Raw genomic sequence first — 23,192 nt, 5'->3', positions numbered from 1 at the left:
CGCGTGACGAGGATGACGAGGATGCGGCGACGCACCTAACACGCGCAGTGCTTCACCGCAGAGCGCCCACCCCTTCATGTGGGGTGGGCGTTTTTGCTGCGCGGGCCTCAAGATGTTCGGGCATCCACAGCACGCAGGGCACCGCCGGGTTCCTCGTGCCCCGGGCGGTGCCCTGTGGTGGTGTTCGTTTGTTTGGCTAGCTGATGGCTTCGTCGGCCCACGGCAGGCCGCAGCCGACGGCGCTGGCGATGTTGCCGAGGCCGTGGTGGCGGATCTGGGCGGCGATCCCTCGGTGGATGTCGCGAATCCAGTCGGGGCCGCCGTAGATCATGCCGGTGTAGCCCTGCAGGAGGGTCGCGCCGCTGCTGATGCGTTCCCAGGCCTGCTCAGGGGTTTCGATACCGCCGACGGAGATGAGGACGAGTTTGTCGCCGACGCGGGCGTAGAGGCGGCGCAGCACCTCCAGGGAGCGGGCGGCGACGGGGCGGCCGGAAATACCGCCCGCGCCCATGGCCTCGACCTCGGCGGCGGGAGTTGCCAGCCCCTCGCGGCTGATGGTGGTGTTGGTGGCCACGATGCCGGCGAGCCCCAAGTCGACGGCGAGGTCTGCCACGGCGTCGATGTCCTCGTCGCTCAGGTCGGGGGCGATCTTCACCAGCACCGGTACGGTGGTGACGTCGCGGACGGCGGTGAGAATGGGGCGCAGCGACTCGACGGCCTGTAGGTCCCGCAGGCCCGGGGTGTTGGGGGAGGAGACGTTGACGACGAGGTAGTCCGCGAGGTTGCCCAGCAGGGAGGCGCTGCGCCGGTAGTCGTCGACGGCTTGCTCGGCGGGGACGACCTTCGTCTTGCCGATGTTAATACCGATGACGTCGTTGCTCTTCTTGCGGCGCAGGTTGGTCGCCACTGCCGCAGCGCCCTTGTTGTTGAAGCCCATGCGGTTGAGGATGGCTCTGTCCTGCGGCAGGCGGAACAGGCGGGGGGCGGGGTTGCCCGGCTGCGGGGAGGCGGTGACGGTGCCGAGCTCCGCGTAGCCGAAGCCCAGCGGGGTCCAGGCGTCCGGGGCGACCGCGTTTTTGTCGAACCCGGCGGCTAGCCCCAGGGGGCGGGGGAAGGTCACGCCGAACACTTCCTGGGTGAGCACCGGGTCGTTGACCGGCAGCGCCTTGTTGAGGAGGCGGTTCAGCGGGCCCGCGAAGTTGAGCACACCGACGCCGTCGCTGATGAGCTCGTGGATGCGCTCCGGGGGGAGAGTGAACATGCCCTTGAGGGCGGTGGAGTACAGGGCAGAACGGAAGGGGTGGGAAAACGCCATGGTGGGAGGGGGTTTCTCGGGCGGCCCGTGCAAGCGGGCGAAACGAACAAGGAGAACAACAAGGAGAACAAGAATGACCGAGGACGGCCCGGGGGTTATTGCCCGCGGCGGGGTGCGAAGTCCGTGCGGCCCGGGTCGCTGACCGCCGCAGTGGCGGCCGCGGCGTCCACGACGACGAGCGCCGGGGCGCTGTCGGCACCGTCGGTGGCGACGAGGAGCGATCCGTCGACGACGGCGAGGCTGGTGACGTTCGCCGGGGCGTCGACGCTGCCGACGGCCTCGGGCACGCCGCCGGACAGCCGGTAGGCGGTGAGCGTGTTGTCGCCGGTGGTCGACACCCACGCCAGGTTGCGGGCGGCATCCCAGGCGACAGCCCAGGGGCCGGTGCCGGTGTTGCCGACCTGGTGTAGGCGGATGACGGGCTCCACGGTGTAGACGAACAGCTGGTTGCCGGGCACATTAGTGGCCAGGACCATGTTGTCGCCGCCGGGGACGGCCTGGCCCACACCGGTGCCGATGCGCAGTGCCGCGCCCGGGCGGCCCAGGTCCACCTTCACGCCCTGGATGACGGTGTCGTCGGCGTTGATGGCGACGATGGCGTCGCCGTCCGCCTCCCCGGAGGTGTGCTCGGCGTCGGCGCCGTCGGTGTAGGTGCGGGCACCCACCGCCACGAGGGTGTTCGTGGGCCGGTCGACGGTGGTGCGGCCCGATTCTTCCCCGGCCGCGGTGTAGGCGAGGACGGTGCCGTCCGTGGCGCTGGCGACGACGATGCGCCCGCCGGCGGTCTGCACGGCGGCGGTGCCGCGCAGCGGGGCGTCGACAATGTGGGTGGCCTCAGCGGTCGTGCCGTCAATGAGGAAAATCGCGGTGGTGTCCTCCCCGCGGGGGCACGCCACGACGAAAGTGTCGGCCGCGTGCACGGAGGCGCTCGGGGTGCCGCACTCGGCCGCGGCGTCCAGGCCCCGCACCGCACGGGCCGCGCCCGCGGCGGCCTCCTCCAGGGAGGCGACCAGAAGCCCGCCCGCGCTCCTCATGAGCACCGTGTGGGATCCCGCGGAGCCCGGCACCAGCGCGGAGATAGCCCGCACATCGGCCGCGGGGGAGGACGCGGTGCCGGCGAAGGACTCCGCCTGCGGCGACGCCACCCGGGTGGCGAGACTAAAGTCCGTGCCCTCCAACCCGGCGGGGGCTTGCCCGCAGGCACTCAACCCCACAAGCAGCGGCACCCCCAGCAGTGCCGCGGCAGCACGGCGGCGCGGCGGGGTGCGGTCCGGGCGGGAAGACAGCGCGGAGACAATCGCGGCATCACGACTGCCACCGAGGAAGGGAAGACGGCGGGGGATATACACAAGCCACCAGCTTAGCGCGCGCGGCGGGCACGCACGCCGCACCCCCACCGACGCCTCGCCACCCGGGCGCTAGGAGCGGCTGATGTCGTCGAGGGCGTCGCGGATGGCCGGCGGCAGGACCAGAGCCTCGCTGGCCAGATTCTCCTCCAATTGGGCTGCGGTCCGGGCCCCCAGGATGCAGGCGGTCACCCCGACAGCGTCTCGTACCCAGGCAGTGGCCACCGCGCCCGGGGTCACACCCAAACCTTCCGCCGCCGTGGCGACCGCGTGGGTGATGGCGTCGGTGCGGGAATCCAGGTAGCCGTGCACCTCCGCGGAGCGCTGCGCACTGTGGGCGCGGGAGTTCTCCGGGATCCCGCCCCGGTATTTCCCGGTGAGCACCCCCTGCGCCAACGGGGCCGCCGCGAAAAAGCCGACGCCCAGGTGCGCGGTCGCGGGCAGCAGTTCTTCCTCCGCGCGGCGCACCAGCAGGTTGTATTCGCTTTGCGCGGCCACGATCGGGCGGGCTGAGGCCGCCGCATGATTCGCCGCCGCATGGGTGACAGCCAGCTGCCAGCCCGCGTAGGAACGCACACCCGCGTAGCGGGCGCGGCCCGTCCGCACCGCATAGTCCAGGGTGTCGGCGACCTCTTCGGGCAGGGTGCGCGGATCCCAGAACTCCACCGACCACAGGTCAATGAAGTCTGTGCCCAGGGTCTTTAAGGTCTCATCAAGGCTGGTGATGAGGAAGCGGCGGGAGCAATCCACCCGGCGGCCGATCGGCTGGGCGGGGTCCACGCCCGAGGCCGCAGAGATCACCCACTGGTGGCGGGGCGTGCGGGGCAACAGCTCCCCAAGCATTTCCAGCGCCGCGCCCCCGCCGTAGGAGGCGGCCACGTCGACGAGGCTGCCCCCGGCGGCACCAAACACCTCCAGCTGGCGGGCGGCCTCGTCCAGGGAGGTTTGATCCCCCCAGGTGGAGGTGCCCAACCCCAGGCGGGAGACTCGCAATCCTGCGTGGCCAACCGTGCGCTGTTTCATTCACCCCATGCTACAAGCTCGCCCGGCACGCTCTTCCCGCCCCTGGCGGCGGCTGGTAGCGTGCCTGGGTGTGATTGATCTGAATCTTCTCGCGGCCCAGCAGGCCGAGTCGTCCATCAGCTGGGGCCAAACCATCGTGCTGTCGGTCGTGCAGGGGCTCACCGAGTTCCTGCCGATCTCTTCCTCCGGGCACCTGCGGATCGTCTCCGAGCTGCTCTACGGCAACGATGCGGGTGCCTCGTTCACGGCGGTCGTGCAGCTCGGCACCGAGGCCGCCGTGCTGGTGTACTTCTGGCGGGACATTCTGCGGATCATCACCGCCTGGTTCCAGGGCTTGAAAAACCCCGCGGCCCGCGGCTTCGACTACCAGATGGGCTGGATGGTCATCGCCGGCACCCTGCCGGTGTCCATCATTGGGTTCCTCGCCAAGGACTACATCCGGGAGGGGCTGCGCAACCTGTGGATCACCGCCGGTGTGCTCATCGTGTTTTCTTTCGTGTTCATCGCCGCGGAGAAGCTGGGCCGCAAGACCCGCAGCTTCGACCAGTTGACGATGAAGGATGCGCTGGTGATGGGTTTGGCGCAGTGCCTGGCGCTCATTCCTGGCGTGTCGCGCTCCGGCGGCACGATTTCGGCGGGCCTGTTTTTGGGGCTGACCCGCGAGGTGGCGGCCCGGTTTAGTTTCCTGTTGGCGATTCCGGCGGTGCTGGCCTCGGGGCTGTTTTCCCTCCCCGATGCTTTCAACCCGGAGGCCGGGCAGGCGGCCAGCGGCATGCAGTTGCTCGTGGGCACGGCCATCGCATTCGGGTTGGGGTATGCGTCGATTGCGTGGCTGCTGAAGTTCGTCGCCCACCACTCCTTCAGCTGGTTCGCCGCCTACCGCATTCCTGCGGGCCTGGCGGTCATGGCGCTGCTCGCGGCGGGTGTGCTGCAGGCCGGCTAACCCGGTCCTGAACCCGCCGGCGTCCGCGCGGGTCCGCGCGCAGTCCCCATCACCTCCTCATCGAACAGGGGAGAAAGGGAATGCGTGCGCCCGGCGGGGCGTTGGATGCGGTAGACCTCTGCGCGCAGCCCGCGTGTGTCACGCGCGCGTCCGTGGCTGCGCGGCCGTTTTCTTCCAGTTTTCTCGCCTTATCCCCAGTCACGTTTTTCATAGAACCCTCCCCGTGGCGCTGCTGCGGGCTCAACTTCAAGGAGTGCCCCTCGTGCAGTCTTGGCCGACACCGACCGTTCCCAGCTGTCCCACCCCTGGTGGTGTGACGCCGGCGCCGCTGGCGCTCTACGACACTGCTGATGAGGCCATCCGGCCCGTGGCGGTGCCGGAGCAGGGGCCGGTGGGGATGTACGTGTGCGGGATTACCCCCTACGACGCCACCCACCTGGGGCACGCGGCCACCTACCTCACCTTCGATCTCATCTGCCGGCAGCTGCTGGCCTTGGGCCACGAGGTGCACTTCGTGCAGAACATCACCGATGTGGATGATCCGCTCTTCGAACGTGCGGAGCGCGACCAGGTGGATTGGCGCGAGTTGGGCCAGGGGCAGATTGACTTGTTCCGGGCAGATATGACGGACCTCAAGGTACTGCCCCCGCAGCACTACATCGGGGTGCAGGAGTCCATCGACGACGTCATCGCCCTGGTATCCAAGCTGCTCGAGGTGGGTGCGGCCTACGTGGTGGAGGATGCGGAGTACCCCGACATCTACGCCTCCCGGGAGGCGACCGCCCAGTTTGGCTACGAGTCCCACCTGGACGAGGAGACCATGGCGGCCCTGTTCGCTGAGCGAGGCGGCGACCCAGAGCGCCCCGGCAAGCGGGATCCCTTGGACGCGTTGGTGTGGCGGGCGGCCCGCCCCGGGGAGCCGAGCTGGCCGTCGCCGTTCGGTCCGGGTCGGCCGGGCTGGCACATTGAGTGCGCGGCGATCGCGCAGCGCTACCTGGGCCCGGAGTTCGCGATTCAGGGCGGCGGCTCCGACTTGGTGTTCCCGCACCACGAGTTCTCCGCCGCCCACGTGGAGGCCGCCACCGGAGTGCCGAGGATGGCGGGCCACTACGTGCACGCCGGCATGATTGCCCTCGATGGGGTGAAGATGTCGAAGTCGCTGGGCAACCTGGTGTTTGTTTCCAAGCTCACGGCGGCAGGTCACGAGCCGTCGGCGATCCGGCTGGCGGTGTTCGCTGACCACTACCGCGCCGACCGGGACTTCTCCGAGGCGGTGCTTGCCCGCGCCGAGGAGCGCCTGCGCACCTGGCGCGAGGCGGCGCGGCGTGCCTCCGATCAGCAGGCTGCGGACGCGCTGGTGACAGCGGTCCAGCGGCACCTGGCAAATGATCTGGACACCCCGGCGGCCCTTGCCGCCATTGATGAGTGGGCAGCCGGTACAGTGGGCACAGATGCTGCTGCACCCGCGGCAGCTGCCCGTGCTGCGGCGCCGGGCGAGACTGTTGCCCGCGCCCTCGATGCCTTGATGGGAATCACTCTATGATCGACCCCGCTGTCCTCGCCGAGCTCAACGCCTTCGTGGAGGAATTCACGGACGACATGACGACGTTCGCCACCGGCGCCTACCTCACCGAGGAAGAGAAGGACGCCTGGGACGCCCCCTATGAGGTGGATGCCATCGTGGAGGTGAAAAGGACGCTCGCCGCGCTCGTCGACGCCGCGAGTGAACTGTCTACCCCGGCCGGCGCCCCGGCCGTGAGTCGACTCGTGGGCAGCACCATCGACCAGTTGGGCCGCATCAACGCCGTGTTCGGTGACGCCGTCATCGAGCCGGAGGAGGAAGCAGAGCTCACGGAGTTTTTCGCCCGGGTCGCCGGCGCCCTAGAGTTGGACGCCTCTGACATTGCGAACCTGCCGACCTTTGAGCAGTCGGACCCCTACGACGACGAGATGACGATCGACATTCTGTAGCTCCCCGCCACGCCGCGAGCGCCCCATACACCGATGCAACCTCATGCATGGTTGTTGGGTGCGTTCCGTGTGATCCACCCCGCCCACGCTGTGTGAACAGCGCCCCGGGCGGGGTGTTGCTTTACTCACGCGACATCCACCCGCCGCAGGGCGCATGTCCGCTGGCAGGCGCGCCATCCGGAGCCCTCTGCGGCAGCCCGCGCATCCGCCACGCCACCCACCGGGGGCGAGTATGCTCAGTGGAGGTAGAGATAACACCGCGGCTGTGATTGTTGGCTCCGCCACTCACGGTGCGCCCCTTGAGGCGGTCCCGCGTGTGTCCTTGTCGACAATCCCAAGGAGGGCTTCACCCCATGGTGCAGACGTCCCCATCGCTGCTGCGACGCATTCTCGTCGCGGCGGGCGCACTGACCATCGCCTCCACGCTGCCGGCCTGCGGCAGCGACTCCAACACTCCCACCACTGAGCACACCTCCGCACCCAGCGGCGCGGGCGACAGCGGCGCAACGACCCCCGAATCCTTCGCCGACGCGGTCGTCCTGGACGTGCGCACCCCGGAGGAGTTCGCCACCGGGCATCTCAGTGGCGCGGAGAACATCTCCTTCAACTCTCCGGAGTTTTTGTCCCGGGTGGACAGCCTCGACCGGGATGCGACGTACGTCATCTATTGCCGCTCCGGCAACCGCGCGGGGCAGGCGGTGAAGAAGATGCAGACCTTAGGCTTCGAGCGCGTCTACAACCTCGGCAGCGTCGCCCAGGCGTCGGACGCCACCGGCATCCCGGTGACCACGGGGGACACGGTCGCCACCTCCTAGCAGACAACGCCCGGCACAGTCGCGGCCGCCGCCGCGCACCCATGGTGTGAAGCGTGCGGGAGGCCGCTCGGGGCATGTCGGGATATTTCGGGGACGGATCCCCGTGTCCTGACGCACGGTCGGCGTGACGGATCGCGGTCCCTGGTGCGCGGCGCGCGGGCAGGGGAGGGTACGTGACGCCGCGCGGGGGAGTATCCCGCAGGCAGCAGCTCGGTTGGGTGGGCAGGGGTGTTGGGGGCAGACCAACAATGAACTAAGCTGTCTACTCATGTCCTCTTCCTCGCACACGTTCTCCGCCACATCTGCCAGCCCTGCCGCCGCGTCCGCCCCTGCACCCACCGCACGCCCCGAGGGGTCGTCCGCACAGCACCCGCTGCTGGAGGCACTGTCGCGCCGCGTACTCATCGGCGACGGCGCGATGGGCACCCAGCTGCAGTCCTTCGACCTGGACGTGGAGGCCGACTTCCTCGGCCTGGAAGGGTGTAACGAGATCCTCAACGACACCCGGCCGGATGTGCTGCGCAGCATTCACCGCGCCTACTTCGAGGCCGGCGCCGACCTGGTGGAAACCAACACCTTCGGCTGTAACCTGCCGAACCTCGCGGACTACGACATCGCGGACCGCTGCGAGGAACTCGCCTACAAGGGGGTGGCCATCGCCCGGGAGGTCGCCAACGAGATGGGGCCCTCAGCTGACGGCACCCCGAGATTCGTGGTGGGATCGATGGGACCCGGCACGAAGCTGCCGAGCCTCGGGCACGCAGCCTACGAGGACCTGCGGGAGCACTACCGCCTGGCCGCCCGCGGCATGATCCGCGCCGGCGCCGACGGCATCCTCGTGGAAACCGCGCAGGACCTGCTGCAGGTGAAAGCAGCAGTCCTGGGGTGCCGGGCAGCGGAGGAAGAACTCGGCCGCCAGGTGCCGATCATCTGCCACGTGACGGTGGAGACCACCGGCACGATGCTGCTGGGATCCGAAATTGGTGCGGCACTCACCGCCCTGGAGCCGCTCGGCATCGACATGATTGGCCTCAACTGTGCCACGGGCCCGGCGGAGATGAGCGAGCACCTGCGCTACCTGTCCACGCACGCCACGATCCCCGTGTCCGTCATGCCGAACGCGGGCCTGCCGATCTTGGGCGCGCAGGGGGCCGAGTACCCCTTGAGCGCCCCGGAGCTCGCGGTCGCGCTCCACGAGTTTGTCGAACGTTTCGGCCTGAGCATGGTCGGCGGCTGCTGCGGCACCACGCCCGCCCACATTCGGGCGGTGCGCGACGCGGTGCTCGGCCGCCCGGAGGGACACACCCCGGATCACCTCGACGAGCTCGTTGAGGAGCAGGTCGCCGCCACCGGCGTGGCGCTGCCCGCCCAGCCGGCCACGCGGCTCGATCGTGAGGAGTTCGCCGCCACCCGCCGCACCGCCGGCGACGCCGTGTCCTCCCTGTACACCTCCCAGCCGCTGGTGCAGGAGCTGGGGGTGACAATGATTGGTGAGCGCACCAACGCCAACGGTTCGAAGGCGTTTCGGGAGGCGATGCTCGCCGGCGACGTCGACACCTGTGTGGAGATCGCCAAGCAGCAGACCCGCGATGGGGCGCACATGCTGGATTTGTGCGTGGACTATGTGGGCCGTGATGGGCGCGAGGATATGGCCCGCCTGGCGGGGTTGTTGGCGACGAGTTCGACGCTGCCGCTCATGATTGACTCCACGGAGCCGGAGGTGATCCGCGTCGGCCTAGAGCACCTGGGTGGCCGGTGCGCGGTGAACTCCGTGAACTTTGAGGACGGGTGCGGGCCGGAGTCCCGCTACCAGCGGATCATGCGGCTGGTCGCCGACCACGGTGCGGCGGTCGTGGCGCTCACGATTGACGAGGAGGGGCAGGCCCGCACCGCGGAGAAGAAGGTGGAGATCGCCACCCGCCTCATCGAGGACATCACGGGCACCTGGGGTTTGGAGTACCGCGACATCATCGTCGACTGCCTCACCTTCCCCATTTCTACGGGGCAGGAGGAGACCCGCCGGGACGGCATCGAAACAATCGAGGCGATCCGGCAGCTCAAGGCCCGCTACCCGGAGGTGCACACCACCTTGGGCCTGTCCAACATCAGCTTTGGTCTCAACCCGGCCGCCCGCCAGGTGCTCAACTCGGTGTTCCTCCACGAGTGCATCGAGGCCGGGCTGGACACCGCGATCGCGCACTCGTCGAAGATCCTGCCGATGAACCGCATCGAGCCGCGGCAGCGTGAGGTGGCGCTCGACATGATCTACGACCGCCGCACCGCGGACTACGACCCGCTGCAGACGTTCATGGAGTTGTTCGAGGGGGTCTCCGCCGCCAGCGCGAAGGACGCCCGGGCGGAAGCGCTTGCCGCCATGCCGCTGTTTGAGCGGCTCGCGCAGCGCATCATCGACGGGGAACGCCAGGGCCTCGAGGCGGACCTGGACGCCGCGATGGAGGAGAAAAGCCCCTTGGACATCATTAACCAGGACCTGTTGGGCGGGATGAAGACCGTCGGCGAGCTCTTCGGCTCGGGGCGGATGCAGTTGCCGTTCGTGCTGCAGTCCGCGGAGACGATGAAGGCCGCCGTGGCCCACCTGGAGCAGTTCATGGAGGCCCAGGACGCCACCGGGTCGAAGGGCACGATCGTGCTTGCGACTGTCAAGGGCGATGTGCACGACATCGGCAAGAACCTCGTGGACATCATCTTGTCCAACAACGGCTACGACGTGGTCAACCTCGGCATCAAGCAGCCGATCTCCACCATCATTTCCGCCGCCCGCGACGCCGGCGCCGACGTCGTCGGCATGTCCGGGCTGCTGGTGAAGTCCACCGTGGTGATGAAGGAAAACCTCGCGGAGATGAACGCCCAGGGCGCGTCCGATCTGCCGGTGTTGCTCGGCGGGGCGGCGCTGACACGCACCTTCGTCGAAAACGACCTCGATGAACTCTACGAGGGGCAGGTGCACTACGCCCGCGACGCCTTCGAAGGCTTGAAACTCATGGACGACATCATGGCGGCGAAGAAAGCCACCGCCGTCGACGCCAACCCGGACGATCCTGAGGCGGCAGCCGCGCGGGAGGCGCGCGCCGCAGCAGAAGCGAAGCGGGAAGAGCGCAAAGCTCGCCACGCCCGCAGCCGCGAGATCGCCGCCCGCCGCAAAGCGGAGGCGACCCCCGTCGACATCCCCGAACGCTCCGAGGTCGCGATCGAGGTGCCACGCGCCACCCCGCCGTTCTGGGGCACCCGCATCGTCAAAGGTCTTCCCCTCGCCGACTACCTGCCCTGCCTGGATGAGCGCGCCCTGTTCATGGGGCAGTGGGGGCTGAAGCCCACCCGTGGGGGCGAGGGCCCCGACTACGAGGAACTCGTCGACACGGAAGGCCGGCCGCGCCTGCGGGCCTGGATCGACCGGCTGAAGTCGCAGCGCATCCTCGACCACGCCGCCGTCGTCTACGGCTACTTCCCGGCCGTCGCCCGCGGCGACCACGTCATCGTGCTCGCCGAGCCCCACCCGGAGGCCGAGGAGATCGCGCGCTTCAGCTTCCCCCGCCAGTCCCGCGGCAAGTTCTACTGCATCGCCGACTTCCTTCTACCCGAGGAGCAGGCCAAAGCCACCGGCACGGTCGACGTCCTGCCCTTCCAGCTGGTGACCATGGGGCAGCCGATCGCCGACTACGCCAACGAGCTGTTCGCCGCCAACAACTACCGCGACTACCTCGAAGTCCACGGCATTGGTGTGCAGCTCACGGAAGCCCTCGCCGAGTACTGGCACAGCCGCATCCGCGCCGAGCTCAGCCTCGGCTCCGGGGTACACGTCGGCGATTTCGACTCCACCGACCCGCGCCGCTTCTTCGACCTCGACTACCGGGGGGCGCGCTACTCCTTCGGCTACGGCTCCTGCCCGGAGCTCGCCGACCGCGCCACCCTCGTAGAGCTGCTGGGCGCAGAACGCATCGGCGTGGAGCTCAGCGAAGAGCTGCAGCTGCACCCGGAGCAATCCACCGACGCCTTCGTCCTGTACCACCCGGAGGCCAGCTACTTCAACGTCTAAGCAGGCGCCCGGAAGCCGCAGCCGCCTCGGCACCCGGTGCTAGAGTGTCCACCCATGATGAAAGCGATCCTGTGGGACATGGACGGCACCCTCGTGAACTCCGAACCAGTGTGGGAGACCGCCACCTATGAGCTCGCAGAGCGCCTCGGCGCCCCCTTGACGCCCGCGGCGCGGGCCCGCACCGTCGGCGGCTCCTTCCACAACACCTTCCTCATCTGCGCGGACAACGCCGGCGTCACCCCGACGCCCGAGCGGGAAGCCGAAGAGTTCGACATCATGGTGGCCCGCATGAACGAGCTTTTTGCCGGCGGCCTGGAATTCATGCCGGGCGTGCCGGAACTCCTCACCCAACTGCGGGATGCCGGCGTGCCCATGATGATCGTGACGAACACGGTCCGGGAGATCGCCGACGGCTGTTTCGACAGCATCGGCCGCGACTTCTTCACCGGCACTCTCACCAGCAGCGACGTGGAGCACCCCAAGCCCGCGCCGGACCTGTACCTGATGGCGGCGCGCACACTGGGCGTGGCACCCGAGGAGTGTCTCGTCTTCGAGGACTCCGCCGGCGGCATGCAGGCCGCCACGGCGGCGGGCTGCCGGGTCGTGGCCCTACCCGAACTGCCGGGCACGCCCGTCCCGCCGACCGCGCGCCTGCTGGCAGACATGCCGGGCCGGAATGGGCAGCGCAGCTTCGAGGGCCTCACCCTGGCCGACATGCAGGCATTCTTTGAGGCCATCCCGCCCCACGACCCCGCAGCCCAGTAGCCGACCACGCGCCCGGCCCACCGCGCGAGCGTGTCCGCCCGGTCGCAGGGGAGAAGCGGGTGCGTGAGCTCCCTCGGCCCGCACGGTTCTGGGCGCGCCGGGCAGCGGGTGCGGGGCCCCACTGGCTGGTATGCAACAATAGTCCGGTGAAGAACTTCGACTCCCTCTACGCCGAACTGTCCGAGAAGGCCGCGACCCGACCGGAAGGCTCGGGCACCGTGGAAGCCCTGGAGAAGGGCGTGCACTTCATCGGTAAGAAAGTGATCGAGGAAGCCGGCGAGGTGTGGATTGCGGCCGAGTACCAGTCCGACACCGAACTAGCCGAAGAACTCTCCCAGTTGATGTACTGGGCGCAGGTGCTCATGCTGGAGCGGGGGCTCACCCCCGACGACATCTACCGGCACCTCTAACGCGCCGTGCCGCGCGCCTGCAAGGGCTGCGGCAGGTATCCGCGTTTTCCCTTCTTCTGTTTGCTGTTTTCCTTATATGTCGCTCTGTGTTGAGTGAAAGTCCCTGATATCCCTCCTCGACGCACCACTCGACACTGCCCGCCGTGACCCCACCCCGCTGCCGCGGGGCGCGGGGACGCTGCGGGCGGTGTACCGGTGCCCACCGTTTGAAAGATCCACATGCTGCGCGTCGCTGTTCCCAACAAGGGTTCCCTGTCCGAGATGGCCACCGAAATTCTTGCGGAGGCTGGCTACAAGGGCCGCGGTGACTCTAAAGCGTTGACCGTGGTGGACACGGACAACGACATCGAGTTTTTCTTCCTCCGCCCCAAAGACATCGCCATCTACGTCGCCAACGGCCACCTGGACTTAGGCATCACCGGCCGGGACCTGGCGTGGGACTCCCTGTCCCAGGTCTCTGAGGTGCTGCAGCTCGGATTCGGGGCGTCGACGTTCCGCTACGCCGCACCGAAGGGCGAAGGCTGGGACGTGACCAAGTTGGAGGGCGCACGCATCGCCACCTCCTACCCGAACCTCGTGCGCGTCGACTTGGCGAAGCGCGGCATCAACGCCGACGTCATCCGCCTCGATGGGGCGGTGGAGATCTCCATCAAGCTGGGCGTGGCTGACGCCATCGCCGACGTCGTCTCCACCGGCCGCACGTTGGCCAAGCAGGGCCTGGAAACCTTCGGCGAGGTGCTCGTCGATTCGGAGGCCGTGATCGTCGCCCGCTCCGGGGTGGAGCTCACCGACGACATGAAGCGCCTCCTGCGCCGCATCGAGGGCATCCTCCACGCCCAGAACTTCCTCATGCTGGACTACAACGTGCCGGCCGACCTGCTGGACGACGCCACGAGCATCACCCCGGGTATTTCCGGCCCGACGGTCAGCCCCCTGGCCTCCCCGGAGTGGGTGGCGGTGCGCGCGATGGTGCCGCGCAAGGACGCGAACAAGATCATGGATCAGCTCGCCGAGCTGGGCGCGGAAGCGATCCTCGCCTCCGAGATCCGCATCGCCCGCCTCTAGCAGAGCACTCACCCGCGCGTCGCAGGCAGGGTCGCCTCGTCCCTTAGGTCTGCGATGCGTGGCGACGTCCCCGGTGTCCTCACGGTGCCGGGGATGTGTCGTCTCTGCGGTGACGTCAAGCCAGATGCGTTGACAGCAGCGCGGGTCGTGCCACGGCAGGGGAGTACCGCGTGGCTGACGCATCCGCGCCGGGTTTTCTCTACCGACGACCGTCGCCCGGGGGTGTCGCCGGCACCGGGGTACGCCCCCGATGCGGGCAGGCGACTATGATGGACCTACCGCGTGCCGCCACCCGCGCACCCGCGGGGTTACCCACACATCGGGTGCCTCGTGCGAGGGTGACGCGGCATGCCGATGGCACATTTTTCAATCAACGCAACTGTCCACCACCCCACCCCCTTCAAGCGCTGCGGCGACGCAGGGCCCCGGCCCCACGCCGCACGGCGTGTCCTCGGATGCTTCTTTCCGCACCCGGGGCAAGGTGGGGTGGTTCCCGGGCGGGAAAGGTACCTCATGGCCACGACCACTGAATCCGGCGACGTCTTCGACGAGAACTCGCTGGGCGAGTTCACCTTCGACGACAGCGACTTCGAGGCCGCACAGACCCCGGCCTTCAGCTTTGACGCCACCGAGGCGGCAGCCACGGCAGACTCCGGTGCCGCCGAGGAGGAGTTCACCTACGACGAAGACCTTTCCGCCGATTTCAGCGCCGAGGAAGCCGAAGCCGCACAGGCCGCCTACCAGGAGGCCTACGAGCAGGCGCTCGCCGAAGGGTTCAGCGGTGCGAGCGGCACCATCGCCTCCGCGGCGGAGGCCCCTGAATACACCCGCCCCGAGGTCGACACCGTCCCCGCCGACGGCTACCGCGTGGAGGTCGACCTCCTCGGCGAGATGGAAGTCCCGGACGACGCCTACTACGGCATCCACACCCTCCGGGCGGTCGACAACTTCCAGATTTCCCGCACCACCATCAACCACGTGCCGGAGTTCATCCGCGGCATGGTGCAGGTGAAGAAGGCCACCGCGCTGGCGAACCGTCGCCTGCACACCCTGCCGAAGGACAAGTGCGAGGCCATCGTGTGGGCCTGTGACCAGATCCTCGAGCACGGGCGTTGCATGGACCAGTTCCCGATCGACGTGTTCCAGGGCGGCGCAGGCACCTCGCTGAACATGAACACCAACGAGGTGGTCGCGAACCTGGCGCTCGAATACCTGGGCCTGCCGAAGGGCTCCTACGACGTCATCAACCCCAACGATGATGTCAACATGAGCCAGTCCACCAACGACGCCTACCCGACCGGCTTCCGGCTCGGCGTGTACGCCGCCATGGACGAACTCATCGACCGCATTGATTCCCTCCAGCACGCCTTCAATGCCAAGGGCGCGGAGTTCATCGACATCCTCAAGATGGGCCGTACCCAGCTGCAGGACGCGGTGCCGATGACCCTGGGGGAGGAGTTCCGCGCCTTCGCCCACAACCTCGCCGAGGAACAGAGCGTGCTGCGCCACGCCCAGAAGCGCCTGCTGGAAGTCAACCTGGGTGCCACCGCCATCGGCACGGGGGTCAACACCCCCTCTGGCTACCGCCACCAGGTCGTCGCCTCGCTCAGTGAGGTCACCGGCCTGGAGATCAAGTCCGCCCGCGACCTCATCGAAGCGACCTCCGACACCGGCGCCTACGTGCTCGCGCACGGCGCGATCAAGCGCACCGCGATGAAACTGTCGAAGATCTGCAACGACCTGCGTCTGCTGTCCTCCGGGCCGCGCGCCGGCCTCGGGGAAATCAACCTCCCGCCCCGCCAGGCGGGTTCCTCGATCATGCCGGCCAAGGTCAACCCCGTCATCCCCGAGGTCGTCAACCAGGTCTGCTTCAAGGTCTTCGGCAACGACCTCACCGTCACCATGGCCGCCGAGGCCGGCCAGCTGCAGCTCAACGTCATGGAGCCCGCCATCGGTGAGGCCCTGTTCCAGTCGATCCGCATGCTGGGCAACGCGGCCGTCGCACTGCGGGAAAAGTGCGTGGAGGGCATCACCGCCAACGAGGACGTGTGCCGCGCCTACGTGGAGAACTCCATCGGTATCGTCACCTACCTCAACCCCTTCATCGGCCACCACATGGGCGACCTCATTGGTAAGGAAGCGGCCCTGACGGGCAAGTCCGTCCGCGAGCTCGTGCTCGAGAAGGGGCTCATGGATGAGGCCACCCTCGACCAGGTCCTGAGCAAGGAAAACCTCATGCACCCGATCTTCCGCGGCAAGCTGTACCTCGACAACTAACCAGTACCAGCTCCCACCACAGACACACACCCCACGCGCCGAGCAGTATTCCTGCTGCAGGATGCGTGGGGTGTGTGCGTGCGCCGGATCGTCCTCAGCGCCGACGGCTCAGTGCGGTGGCGCTACTGCAGCGGGGAGTCCGCGCCGAAGTCGAGCCCCACAGCCACCGACTCCAGGGGCTTTGCCACACTGCCCGGCCAGCCGGGATACTCCGGCGGAGTGCCCCCGAACTCGGGGCACAAGTGCTGGAAGGAACACCAGCCACACAGCTTCGAGGTCTGCGGGCGGAAGCGACCGCTGAGGCCATCGCCTTCGATCTTGGCCCACAGGTCACCGAGGTCGCGTTCAAAAAACTCCAGTTCCTCCTGCGAGGGGGTGAGGATCAGCGAGTCCGAGACCTTCAAATACATCAGCCGCAGCTGGGTGGGGATGATCTGGAACATCCGCCAATACACCAGCGCATAGAACCGCATCTGGAAACGGGCGGCCGCCGCATAGCGGGGCAGGGGCTTCTTGCCTGTCTTATAGTCAACGACCCGGACCTGGCCGGTGGGGGCTACATCGACCCGGTCAATGAAGCCGCGGACGGGCACCCCGTTGGGCAGCACCGTGTTGACGTACATCTCGCACTGCTCGGCGCTAAACCCTTGCGGGTTTTCCATCTCGAAGTAGCCGCGCACCAGGGAACGACAGGTCACGAGGAAGTCGAGCTCCTGCTGCGGGGTGTCGCCCACCACGCCCCGGAGGGTGGGGTCCTTGGCGAGCAGCTTCGCCCACTCGGGCTTAATCAGCTTCACTGCTGCCGGGTAGGTGCGGTCCTCCGGGGGCAGCCCGTGGAGGTGTTCCAGCACGGCATGCACCAAGGTACCTGTGAGCTGGGCCAGGGTGGTGGGTTCTTCCAGGCGGTCGATGGCGCGGAAGCGGTAGAGCAGCGGGCACTGCTGGTAGTCGCTGGCGCGGGAGGGGGATAGGGCGAGTGGTTTCGGGGCGTTCATCTCGGTTACACAATCTAGCCCGTCGGCTCCGCACACCCCCAAACCCGTCACGTGCATTCCTGCGCGGTGGAGTTGTCCACAGGCGGGTCAACCCGCGGGTTGCCCCGCACCCCCGGGGTGTGGCAGCCGGATAGGCACGTGGTGAAAGGGCAACCGGGCGTCGTTGGCACGCTGCGGGGACGGATGAACGTGCATATGTGTGTGCCCTCACGCCGGCGCCCAGGGTGCGGGCGCGGCCGAGATGATGTCGCACCGCGTCTGCGGCCGCTTGCGTGCTGCGAGTGCGCGGATTGTGGACAGCATGGGGTGCGGGTGCTTTCCGCGGCTAGCCAGGCGGGTAAGCTTAAGCGCTATGCAGGACTTTCTTGATTTTCTCTCCGCCTCGCCGAGTTCGTATCACGCAGCACATGAAGTTGCCCGCCGGCTGCGCGCCGCAGGCTTTAGTGAACAGAGCGAAACCGAGCGTTTCGATGCTGCCCCCGGCGGGCGGTACACGATCCGCGACGGAGCGATCATCGCCTGGTACATCCCGGAAGGTTTCGACCCGGAGACCTCTGCTTTCCGCATCGTCGGCTCCCACACGGACAGCCCGGGGTTGAAGCTGAAGCCGGGGGAGACCTTCACGACCGCCGGCTGGCAGCAGGCCTCCATGGAGGTCTACGGCGGGCCGGTGCTGGCGACCTGGCTGGACCGGGAGTTGAAACTGGCCGGCCGGGTGGTCGACGCCGACGGCACGGTGCGCCTCGTGGAGACCGAAGCCATCCTGCGGGTGCCGTCGCTGGCGATCCACCTGTACCGCCAGGACGAGATGGCTCTCGACCGGCAAAAGCACCTGCAGCCCGTCTACGCCGCAGAGACCGAGGCCCAGTCGCTGCACAGCGTGCTGGGGGAGCAGATGGTCACCCACGACCTCATCACGGTGGATGCGCAAGCGCCCCGCATCTTCGGCCTCAACAAGGACTTCATCGCTGCGGGCCGCCTGGATAATCTCTCCAGCCTCTATCCCAGCGTGACCGCCCTGGTGCAGGCGGTCGAGGAGGGCGACGGGGACGACATTCTCATGTGCGCCGCCTTCGACCATGAGGAAGTCGGCTCCGGGAGCGCCAGTGGTGCCTGCGGCCCCTTCCTCGAGGACGTGCTGCTGCGCCTGTGTTCCGCCGCCGGTCTGGACCTGGATGGGCGGATGCAGATCTTCCGCCGCTCGTTCTGCGTCTCCGCCGATGCCGCGCACTCGGTGCACCCCAACTATGTCGACAAGCACGACCCGGTCACCCAGCCGCTGATCAACCGCGGCCCCGTCATCAAGACCAACGCCCGCCAGCGCTACGCCACCGACGCGGTGACCTCCCACCGGTTCCTCACCGCGTGTGCGATGGCGGAGGTGCCGGCCCAGATGTTCGTCTCCAACAATGATGTGCCCTGCGGCAGCACCATCGGCCCGCTGACCGCCACCCGGCTGGGCATCCCGACGGTCGATGTGGGTATCCCGCTGCTGTCGATGCACTCCGCCCGCGAAATGTGTGGCGTGTACGACATGGAGTGGATGGAGCAGGCGCTCGTCAGCTTCTTCACCCTGTAGCGCTGCCGGCCGCCGGCGGCACGCCCCTTGTTTCTCACCTTGACCTGTCACTGACACCGGAAAGTTCTCACCTACACCTATGGCTTATTCTGGCCCCTTCCAGCCGGGCGATCGCGTCCAGCTCACCGACGCTAAGCGCCGCCACTTCACCATCGTGCTCACCCCGGGGGAGCACTTCTTTACCCACAAGGGCGGCATCGCCCACGACGACATCATCGGCCAGCACGAAGGCACCGTCGTCACCTCCGCCCAGGGCGGCCAGTACCTGTGCTTCCGGCACCTGCTCGTCGACCACATTTTGAGCATGCCGCGCGGCGCGGCGGTGATTTACCCGAAGGACTCGGCCCAGATCCTTGTCGAGGGCGATATTTTCCCCGGGGCCCGTGTCCTGGAGGCCGGCGCCGGCTCCGGTGCGCTGTCGATGAGTTTGCTGCGCATGATCGGCGAGAAAGGTCAGCTGATCTCCTATGAGATCCGCGAGGACCACCTGGAGTACGCGGAAAACAACGTCAGCGAGTATCTGGGCGGCCACCCCGCGAACTGGGACCTGCGCCTCGGCGACCTCAAGGACGTCACCCTCGACGACCTCGGCGGCCAGCCTGTCGACCGCATCATTCTGGACATGCTGGAGCCCTGGGAGTGCCTCGACGTCGTCGCCGACGTGCTGGTGCCCGGCGGGGTGTTCATGACCTATGTGGCGACCGTGCCGCAGCTGATGAACATCATGGAAGGCATTCGGGACAAGAAGTGCTTCACCGAGCCGCGCGCCTGGGAATCCCTCGTCCGTGAGTGGAAGGTGGAGGGGCTGGCCACCCGCCCGGAGCACCGCATGAACGCCCACACCGCGTTCCTCGTGTGGGCCCGCCGCCTGGCCGACGGCACCGTCGCACCCCGCCCGCAGCGCCGCGCCCGCAAGTAGGGCACCTGCACGAAAGGTGCCGGGGGCTCAGGCGTGGGCCTCCCTCATCTCTTCTTCATCGTTTTTCTTTCTTCGTCTTTTCTTCCACCACCCCGCGTGATTGTCGCGGGGAGGGCGCACCCCGCCACGCGGCAGGGGCGCGCCACGCACACATCCCAAGGGGTTGCTCCATGCACGACAACCAGGCTGACCACACCACTGACACCCGCGCCGGCGCGGACGCCACCCGGGCTGCGGATCCGGCGCAGCTGCGGCGGGAACTGCGGCAGCTTGCCGCCCGCAACACCAAGCTCGTAGAGCTGTTGAAAGCCTCCCGGGACAAGCTGGAGCAACTCACCGCCGAGGTGGAGGAGTTGGCCGCCCCGCCGTCGACGTATGGCACCTTCCTCGAGTTCACCCCGGGTAAACCCACCGTGGAGATTTTCACCCTGGGCCGCCGCATGCGGGTCGTGGTGAGCCCGCTGGTGGACCCCACCCAGCTCATCCCCGGGGTGCGGGTGCGTCTTGGGGAGGGCTCCCAGGTGGTGGAGGCCTGCGGGCTGGAAGCCACCGGACAGATCATGAGCGTCGCCGAGCAGCTGGCCGACGGGCGCATCGTCGTCGTGGAACAGTCCGGGGAGCAGCACGTGGTGCGCGCAGCGGAGCCGCTGCGGCAGGCGGGGGTGACGGTGGACGCGGGCGATCATGTGCTCGTTGATGCCAAAGCCGCCGTCGCGTTCGAGGTCATCCCGCAAACAGACATCGCGGAGCTCGTGCTGGAGGAAGTGCCGACGGTCACCTACGCGGATATCGGTGGTCTCGACGAGCAGCTCAGCGTCATCCACGACGCGGTGGAGTTGCCGTTTACCCACCCGGAGCTTTTCGCCCGCTACGCGCTGCACCCGCCGAAGGGGGTGCTGCTGTTCGGCCCGCCTGGCTGCGGCAAGACCCTCATCGCGAAGGCGGTGGCCAACAGCCTGTCGGCGAACGCCGCCGACGGCAGTTCCTCCTACTTCATTAACGTCAAGGGCCCGGAGTTGTTGAACAAGTTCGTGGGCGAGACGGAGCGCCACATTCGGCTCATTTTCCGCCGGGCGCGGGAGTTGGCGTCCTCGGGCCGCCCGGTGGTGGTGTTCTTCGACGAAATGGAGTCGATCTTCCGCACCCGTGGCTCCGGGGTGAGCTCCGACATGGAGACCACGGTGGTGCCGCAGCTGCTCACCGAACTCGACGGCGTGGAGTCCCTATCCAACGTCATCGTCATCGGCGCCACCAACCGGGAGGAGCTCATCGACCCCGCGATCCTGCGGCCGGGCCGACTGGACGTGAAGATTCGGGTGGAGCGCCCCACGAAAGCCACCGCCCCGGAGATTTTCGAACGCCACTTCAGCCCCCAGGTGCCGCTCGCCGCGCCGCGGGAGACGATCATCGCCACCGCCGTGGAGCGCATGTTCGCCCCGAATCCCTGGGTGGAGCTCACCCGCGCCGACGGCACTGTCGATGTGCTGCACGCGGGCGACTTCGTGTCGGGGGCGATGATCGCCAACGTGGTGGACCGGGCGAAGAAGCTCGCCATCAAAGATGAGCTTCTGGGCCAAAGCCAAGGGGTGACGACCGCGCACATGGTGGCCGCCGTCGACGCGGAGCACGCGGAGAACTCGCACCTGCCGAATACGTCCAATCCGGAGGAGTGGTCGCGGATCACCGGCCGGGGTGGGGCCCGGGTGGTCGCCGCCCGCATCGTCGCTGCCACCGGCACCTAGCAGCCCCCGCTGCGGGCCCCCGTCTGTGTTGCCCTGATTTTCATTTTTCCTTCCCTCGTCGACCGTCAAGGAGTTCGCCCATGTCCCGCATTCTGGGCACCGAAACCGAATACGGCATCGCCACCCCGGGTGATGCGTTCATCAGCCCGATTGTGACCTCCACGCACGTGGTCGTCGGTTTCGCCACCGACCAGCAGCAGGCCCGCGGCACCCGCTGGGATTTCGAGGGCGAATCCCCTCTGCGGGACGCCCGCGGTTTTGACCTGCGCCGCTACCACACGACCCCGGTCGTGGCAGCCGATGGGATGGGGGTGGCGAACATGGTGCTGGGCAACGGGGCGCGCTTCTACGTCGACCACGCGCACCCGGAGTACTCCGCCCCGGAGACCACCACCGCCCGCCAGGCGATGGTGTACGACCAGGCGGGCGATCGCATCATGCACTGGGCGGCGCAGCTCACCGCCGAGCGCAGCAGCAGGGGAGAATCCGCCCTCGAGGGCCACCCACCGTGCCCTGCGGTAAAGATGTACAAAAACAACGTCGACGGCAAGGGTGCCTCCTTCGGCGCCCACGAAAACTACCAGTACTCCCGGGCGCTCGACTTCGACGTGTTGGCGCAGGCGCTCATCCCGTTTTTCGTCACCCGGCAGATTCTGTGCGGTGCCGGCCGGGTGGGCTTGGGGCCGCGCTCCGAGGAGCAGGGCTTCCAGATCTCCCAGCGGGCCGACTACATCGAGCAGGAAATCTCCCTGGAGACCACCCTCAACCGGGGCATCATCAACACCCGGGACGAACCCCACGCCGACCGGGAGGCGTTCGGCCGGCTGCACGTCATCATCGGCGACGCGAACCTCTCACAGATCGCGACCCTGCTCAAGGTGGGCTGCACCAGCCTCGTCATCGACGCCGTGGAACGGGGAGTGGACTTCCAGGATCTTCGGCTCCTCGGCGCGGTGCGGGCGGTGCAGACCGTCTCCCGGGACCTTGAGTTGCGGGAAGTGCTGCCCTTGGCCGACGGCCGAGCGATGACCGCCATCGACATCCAGCGCGAGTACCTCCGCCGAGTGGCCGACAGCCTGCCCGCGGCGGCGCGCACCCCGGACGTCGAGGAAGTGCTGGCCCTGTGGGAGGAGGTGCTCACCAAGCTGGCCGCCGATCCGCTGTCCACCGCGGACATGCTGGATTGGACGGCGAAGCTGGCGCTCATCGAACGCTACCGCGCCCGCGGGGCGACGTGGGACGACCCGAAGCTGGCGTTGGTGGACCTGCAGTACCACGACATTGACCCGGCGAAAGGGTTGGCGTTGGCGCTCATGCGCACCGGCCGGATGCGCACCCTCGTCGACGAGGACACTATCCAGCAGGCGATGACCACCCCGCCGCGCGACACCCGCGCGTGGCTGCGGGGGCTGCTCATGCAGCGGTGTGCCGCCGACGTTGTCGCGGCGAACTGGGATTCCGTCGTCGTCAGCCTCGACGGCGCCCTGTGGCGACTGGGCCTCGGTGACGGCCGCGAGCTGCAGCCCGGCCTGGCGGACGCCCTCGAGAACGCCGCCGCAGGTGACATTCCGGCGGTGCTCGCCGCGTGGCGGGCGCACGCGCCGCAGTGGCTCAGCCCGCTGGGCTAACCCACCCGCACCCCCTGTGTCTCCCCCTGCCGGGCGCACCATCGCAGGCGTGCGGGCTAGATTAAGTGGGGTATGGTCCCGCCGCTATGACAGGCGGCGGGAGGCAGTTTTTCTTGTTTTCTTGCACGATTTTTTCCAGGAGTGTGAATCCAACCATGGGCACCCAGAGCCAGGTTTCTTCCCCCGGCGGTCGCGACGAGCACGCCCCTGAGGAGGCCGCAGCAGGCCAGGCGCAGCTGAACACCCACCAGGCTGACGAGCTTCTCGACGAGATCGACGCCCTGCTGGAAGCCAACGCGGAGGAATTCGTGCGCGGCTACGTCCAAAAGGGCGGCGAGTAGGTGT

At 67.9% G+C, this 23,192-nt stretch carries 18 protein-coding genes; 14 read left to right on the top strand and 4 right to left on the bottom strand.

The window, feature by feature from the left end:
* Window positions 1–196 precede the first annotated feature (196 nt).
* The 3 genes from C1Y63_RS03125 to C1Y63_RS03115 all read right to left on the bottom strand — a co-directional run bounded on the left by C1Y63_RS03125 (window position 197) and on the right by C1Y63_RS03115 (window position 3,684).
* Window positions 197–1,315, bottom strand: coding sequence for a quinone-dependent dihydroorotate dehydrogenase (locus C1Y63_RS03125; protein WP_106015002.1), 1,119 nt, complete (start codon window positions 1,313–1,315; stop codon window positions 197–199).
* A gap of 95 nt (window positions 1,316–1,410) precedes the next feature.
* Window positions 1,411–2,664 carry a hypothetical protein gene (locus C1Y63_RS03120; protein WP_106015001.1) on the bottom strand — a complete coding sequence of 418 codons (1,254 nt, stop codon included), beginning with the start codon at window positions 2,662–2,664 and terminating at the stop codon, window positions 1,411–1,413.
* Between the two features lie 69 nt (window positions 2,665–2,733).
* Window positions 2,734–3,684 carry an aldo/keto reductase gene (locus C1Y63_RS03115; protein ID WP_106015000.1) on the bottom strand — a complete coding sequence of 317 codons (951 nt, stop codon included), beginning with the start codon at window positions 3,682–3,684 and terminating at the stop codon, window positions 2,734–2,736.
* Between the two features lie 70 nt (window positions 3,685–3,754).
* On the opposite strand from C1Y63_RS03115, the gene C1Y63_RS03110 reads away from it, so the two are divergent.
* From C1Y63_RS03110 to aspA, 9 genes are all read left to right on the top strand, one after another.
* Window positions 3,755–4,627, top strand: coding sequence for an undecaprenyl-diphosphate phosphatase (locus tag C1Y63_RS03110; RefSeq protein WP_369831010.1), 873 nt, complete (start codon window positions 3,755–3,757; stop codon window positions 4,625–4,627).
* 262 nt (window positions 4,628–4,889) lie between these two features.
* The gene (gene mshC / locus C1Y63_RS03105) at window positions 4,890–6,170 is read left to right on the top strand and encodes a cysteine--1-D-myo-inosityl 2-amino-2-deoxy-alpha-D-glucopyranoside ligase (RefSeq protein WP_106014999.1); all 1,281 of its coding nucleotides are present in this window, start codon (window positions 4,890–4,892) and stop codon (window positions 6,168–6,170) included.
* Complete coding sequence (locus C1Y63_RS03100; protein ID WP_106014998.1) at window positions 6,167–6,598, top strand: hypothetical protein; 432 nt, start codon at window positions 6,167–6,169, stop codon at window positions 6,596–6,598. Before mshC ends, C1Y63_RS03100 begins: the two co-directional genes overlap by 4 nt.
* A gap of 353 nt (window positions 6,599–6,951) precedes the next feature.
* On the top strand, window positions 6,952–7,413 hold the full coding sequence (locus C1Y63_RS03095) for a rhodanese-like domain-containing protein (RefSeq protein ID WP_106014997.1): 462 nt from the start codon (window positions 6,952–6,954) through the stop codon (window positions 7,411–7,413).
* A 268-nt stretch (window positions 7,414–7,681) separates the two neighbouring features.
* A complete protein-coding gene (gene metH / locus C1Y63_RS03090; protein ID WP_106014996.1) occupies window positions 7,682–11,467 on the top strand; it encodes a methionine synthase in 3,786 nt (1,261 codons plus the stop codon).
* Between the two features lie 54 nt (window positions 11,468–11,521).
* Window positions 11,522–12,232, top strand: a complete 711-nt coding sequence (locus C1Y63_RS03085; RefSeq protein ID WP_106014995.1) for an HAD family phosphatase — start codon at window positions 11,522–11,524, stop codon at window positions 12,230–12,232.
* A 146-nt stretch (window positions 12,233–12,378) separates the two neighbouring features.
* On the top strand, window positions 12,379–12,642 hold the full coding sequence (locus C1Y63_RS03080; protein ID WP_106014994.1) for a phosphoribosyl-ATP diphosphatase: 264 nt from the start codon (window positions 12,379–12,381) through the stop codon (window positions 12,640–12,642).
* Window positions 12,643–12,861: 219 nt separating this feature from the next.
* Window positions 12,862–13,707, top strand: a complete 846-nt coding sequence (gene hisG / locus C1Y63_RS03075; RefSeq protein WP_106014993.1) for an ATP phosphoribosyltransferase — start codon at window positions 12,862–12,864, stop codon at window positions 13,705–13,707.
* Between the two features lie 513 nt (window positions 13,708–14,220).
* Window positions 14,221–15,984 carry an aspartate ammonia-lyase gene (aspA, locus tag C1Y63_RS03070; RefSeq protein ID WP_233195549.1) on the top strand — a complete coding sequence of 588 codons (1,764 nt, stop codon included), beginning with the start codon at window positions 14,221–14,223 and terminating at the stop codon, window positions 15,982–15,984.
* Between the two features lie 122 nt (window positions 15,985–16,106).
* Here aspA and C1Y63_RS03065 read toward each other — a convergent pair whose 3' ends face one another.
* Window positions 16,107–16,979 carry a RecB family exonuclease gene (locus C1Y63_RS03065; protein WP_106014992.1) on the bottom strand — a complete coding sequence of 291 codons (873 nt, stop codon included), beginning with the start codon at window positions 16,977–16,979 and terminating at the stop codon, window positions 16,107–16,109.
* 352 nt (window positions 16,980–17,331) lie between these two features.
* Between C1Y63_RS03065 and C1Y63_RS03060 the strand changes: the two genes are divergently transcribed.
* The 5 genes from C1Y63_RS03060 to C1Y63_RS03040 all read left to right on the top strand — a co-directional run bounded on the left by C1Y63_RS03060 (window position 17,332) and on the right by C1Y63_RS03040 (window position 23,188).
* Window positions 17,332–18,558 (top strand): M18 family aminopeptidase, encoded by a 1,227-nt coding sequence (locus tag C1Y63_RS03060; RefSeq protein WP_106014991.1) that lies wholly within the window; start codon window positions 17,332–17,334, stop codon window positions 18,556–18,558.
* Window positions 18,559–18,637: 79 nt separating this feature from the next.
* The gene (locus tag C1Y63_RS03055; protein WP_106014990.1) at window positions 18,638–19,477 is read left to right on the top strand and encodes a tRNA (adenine-N1)-methyltransferase; all 840 of its coding nucleotides are present in this window, start codon (window positions 18,638–18,640) and stop codon (window positions 19,475–19,477) included.
* 170 nt (window positions 19,478–19,647) lie between these two features.
* Window positions 19,648–21,219: a proteasome ATPase gene (gene arc / locus C1Y63_RS03050; protein WP_106014989.1), complete on the top strand. Its 1,572-nt coding sequence runs from the start codon at window positions 19,648–19,650 to the stop codon at window positions 21,217–21,219.
* An 80-nt stretch (window positions 21,220–21,299) separates the two neighbouring features.
* Window positions 21,300–22,847: a depupylase/deamidase Dop gene (gene dop, locus C1Y63_RS03045; protein ID WP_106014988.1), complete on the top strand. Its 1,548-nt coding sequence runs from the start codon at window positions 21,300–21,302 to the stop codon at window positions 22,845–22,847.
* Between the two features lie 155 nt (window positions 22,848–23,002).
* Window positions 23,003–23,188: a ubiquitin-like protein Pup gene (locus C1Y63_RS03040; RefSeq protein ID WP_106014987.1), complete on the top strand. Its 186-nt coding sequence runs from the start codon at window positions 23,003–23,005 to the stop codon at window positions 23,186–23,188.
* Window positions 23,189–23,192: the final 4 nt, after the last annotated feature.

It is taken from the genome of Corynebacterium sp. 13CS0277 (genome assembly GCF_002994655.1).
Classification (GTDB): domain Bacteria; phylum Actinomycetota; class Actinomycetes; order Mycobacteriales; family Mycobacteriaceae; genus Corynebacterium.
Note: the sequence above shows the minus strand (reverse complement) of the source record. Positions and strands in the feature narration are given on the sequence as shown.